The sequence below is a fragment of the Mesorhizobium sp. M0060 genome (assembly GCF_040323155.1).
Lineage (GTDB): Bacteria > Pseudomonadota > Alphaproteobacteria > Rhizobiales > Rhizobiaceae > Mesorhizobium.
Genome location: NZ_JAMYUP010000149.1, coordinates 1 through 1,875 on the forward strand (window position 1 = coordinate 1; position 1,875 = coordinate 1,875).

Here is a 1,875-nt window from a genome sequence, read left to right on the forward strand (position 1 = left end):
CTCTTCAAGCTCGCCAAGGCGGGTCAGCTTCTCGTTCCAGCGTCGCTCAAGTTCGCTCGCGACAAGGCGGTTCTCGGGATCGACCGCATCGTATTGGCGGCGCGCGCGATGCGCCTCGTATCGCGCCTGCCGGCAAGCATTGTCGACCTGCTGTCGCTTATCGCCATGCTCTTGGCCCCGCGCCTCCATCGCAGCCAGTGCCGCCTCAATGCCGAGCGGTTGCAGGCGATCGACAACCTCTTGGCCGACCGCCCGGTCAACCCGCATACCGCCGAAGCGGATGCAGTTGTCGACGGCCTGGTCGCTGAATGAGCCGCGACATACGTAACGTTGGGTGTTGCCGCCTTTGCCGCTGTAAGCGACATGCAATCGACGGCCGCAGCGAGCGCAGCGGAAAAGACCGGGCAGCAAGGCTTCGCCGCGGCGGATCGCCCCCCGGCCCAGGTAACTCTTTCCGTTGGCGTTGTTAGCAATCAGGTGCTGATTCCTCTCAAACTCCTCCCAGGAAATATATGCCTCGTGGTGGTCGCGGATCAAAACCTCCCAATCCTTCCAGTTCCGGCGAATGCTGTCGCGCACAACGCGCTTGCGGCCGTCTTCCATCAAAACGCGCGTTCCGCGTCGGCCAAAAGCGTAGGCGCCGGCATAGATCGGATTCGTCAGCATGTGGTGCAGTGTGTGATATACGGGTGCCTTCCACTCATTTGCTTGCTTGTCGCGGCCCTGAACGACGGCCGGAACGAGGACTTGCTCCTGGCGGAACCAGAGCAGAACCTGCCGGATCGACTGCAGCTCGGCGAACTTACGGAACACCAAAGCAAGGCCGTCCTGCACCCGACGATCCGGATCCTTGTCAAGCCGCCCATCCTCCCCTTTGACGTACCCGACAGCCACAGTCAGCAGGAGCTCCCCACGCCGAGCCTTCTGCCTGAGCGCCTCGATGGAGCGCTGCCGGAATAACGAAAGCTCCATCTCGCTCATCGTGCCTTTCATGCCAAGCAGTAAGCGGTCATTGATCAGGCGCGGATCGTAGACACCATCTTCATCCACTATCAAGGTTCCAACCAACCCGCAGAACTCAAGCAAGGTGTGCCAGTCTCGGCCATTGCGCGCCAGCCGCGACGCCTCCAGCGAGACGACTGCTCCGACACGACCTTCGCAGATGGCAGCCAACAGCTTCTCAAAGCCGGGCCGAGCCGTGCCGGCACCGGATCGGCCGAGATCATCATCGACGATTTGGACTTCGCCCCAACCCAACTGCCGGGCCCGCTCGGCCAAGCCGTATTGGCGACGCTGGCTCTCGAGGTTGTTCACGACCTGATAGGACGTCGACTGCCGGATGTAGATGATCGCGCTCCGGCAAAGGTGCTCAGCGGTAATCTTGCTCATCGCCCGCCTCCTTCCGCTTCCGGCTCCACAGTCCAGCGCCTGGCACGGACGCTGCTTCGACGAGTAGAGACTGCAACAGCACCACCGCCTTCAGCCGTTCCTCGCTCGACATCTCGGCCGGCGGCGCGGCGGGCGTGAACAAATCCAGTTGGGTTCGCGGCGGATTCTTCATCGGCATGTCCTCCTCCAGAGATTGAGTCTCTCGGACGAGAAGCTACGAGATGATCGACAAGTGCGCGAACTTCGAGGAGGTGCGTGAGCGGAAGTCTGGGCGTGGCAACGATCGCAACCGAGCCGGCTTGTGGGACGACCATCCACTCCGGAAGATGGAAGTTCCCGCCGTGCGGCTGCCGGATCAAAAGATGACGAATGCCGTCGTACTCATACTCACCGACTACGACAACGGTCTGTCCAGTCAGCGGGTGAAATGGATAAGTAACAACAACATCGAATCCCGGATTCCGGGCATTATGACGCTGCTTCCGA

Annotated in this window: 2 protein-coding genes and 1 pseudogene; all 3 read right to left on the reverse strand. The window is 61.3% G+C overall.

The features are described 5' to 3' along the window. A partial coding sequence (locus tag NKJ94_RS37280) for a recombinase family protein (RefSeq protein ID WP_352532757.1) occupies positions 1-1,389 on the reverse strand: 1,389 nt, incomplete at its 3' end. After that, complete coding sequence (locus NKJ94_RS37285; RefSeq protein ID WP_352493668.1) at positions 1,370-1,567, reverse strand: hypothetical protein; 198 nt, start codon at positions 1,565-1,567, stop codon at positions 1,370-1,372. The genes NKJ94_RS37280 and NKJ94_RS37285, both read right to left, overlap by 20 nt. 100 nt (positions 1,568-1,667) lie before the next feature. Continuing rightward, positions 1,668-1,808, reverse strand: a pseudogene (locus tag NKJ94_RS37290) (DUF5372 family protein); the annotation flags it as partial. Between the last annotated feature and the right edge of the window lie 67 nt (positions 1,809-1,875).

Coding starts and splice junctions, on each gene's coding strand:
- NKJ94_RS37285 (WP_352493668.1), bottom strand. CDS start 1,567: ATGCCGATGAAGAATCCGCCGCGAACCCAACTGGATTTGTTCACGCCC.